The 1,229-nt window shown below is 58.7% G+C and carries 1 protein-coding gene; it reads right to left on the bottom strand.

Annotated elements, in window-relative coordinates; genetic code table 11:
- Window positions 1-21: 21 nt before the first annotated feature.
- Window positions 22-1,014 carry a transposase gene (locus OCW50_RS33045; protein WP_210804862.1) on the bottom strand — a complete coding sequence of 331 codons (993 nt, stop codon included), beginning with the start codon at window positions 1,012-1,014 and terminating at the stop codon, window positions 22-24.
- Window positions 1,015-1,229: the final 215 nt, after the last annotated feature.

Raw genomic sequence — 1,229 nt, 5'->3', positions numbered from 1 at the left:
ATGTAGATACCGTCTGAGCGGTCAAGTCCGATGGGCAAGCGGAAACTGGTAAACGGTCCCGCTCCTAAGCACGCCAAAGCAGATGTGAACCAGTTTACGCATGGCGGCCCCTAAGGTCGACATCTTGGCCTTGCCTCGCTCAAGCAGCCGCTGTTGCTGGGCTTTGATGTCCGGGTTCAGCTTTGTGGCAACCACAGCTGCCATGTAAAGCGCGGCGCGCAGCCGGGAGTTGCCGGCTTTCGAGAGCCGCGGCCTTCCTCGAACGCTCTTCCCCGATTGCCGTTCAATTGGCACCAGTCCCAGAAAGGCTGCGGCTTGACGAGCAGTCTCGAATGGGTGGCTACGTAGCAGAGCAAGCATTCGCATCGCTGTCTTTGGACCCACCGCAGGAATCGTGCGCAGTCTCTCCAGATCGGCCTGCAAATCCGTGTGAGCGGCAAAGTGCTCGGCAATCGCTGCCTGCAGAAGCTTACACTGAGCTTTCAGCGCCCTGATGTTCGTGACAAAGGAACGCTTGATGGCGCCGGAGCAGCCACGAACACACGCCTGCTCATATCGGTTCTGCTCCCGGCGAAGATCGCCCTCCAGATCATCCAACCGTGCGAGAAGGGCTTGCAACTCGATCAGGGGCTCGGCGGGAGGGATCCACGCTTTCGGCCGGGTCAGGCAGCCGTAGCGTGCCAGGAGCACCGCATCGATCTGATCGGTCTTGCTCAGGACAGCCATGCCTCTGGCGAAGCTGCGGATTTGGGCAGGGTTGACGAGGGAAACCGTCATGCCTTTGCTCGCCAGCAGCCGAGCCGCGAGTTCATGATAGGCGGCCGTCGGCTCGAGAACCGCATGAATTTCCAAAATCTCAGCCTTGGAAACCTTCATCACCCAAGCGGCGGCTCTCTCAATGCCATCCAGGGTATTGGGAAAGGACTTCTGGCCAATGGGCCGCTCGCGGCCGTGAACGATAACCGCGCAATCCAGTCTCTCCTTTGCGACATCAATGCCGAAGTACACCGTCATAGAGCTTCCTCTCGTCAGGAATGCCCCTTGCGCTGATCAACCTTGTCAATGCAGGTTTATCCGTCTCGGGATGACCTTTGATACCGTCCGATCTCAGCTGGGGCGCGTGGTGAGGCCGGGCGCACCATCTACATCGCAGACTTCTGTCTTATGTCTCATTCGAGCTATCCCGGCCTCATGCTGTGGGAATGACCCGCAACGCCCATCAAATACAA

Origin of the sequence: Microvirga sesbaniae, from assembly GCF_025460805.1 — a bacterium.
Taxonomy (GTDB): Bacteria; Pseudomonadota; Alphaproteobacteria; order Rhizobiales; family Beijerinckiaceae; genus Microvirga; species Microvirga sesbaniae.
The sequence above is the reverse complement of the archived record's forward strand: the minus strand, read 5'-3'. Positions and strand labels throughout refer to the sequence as shown.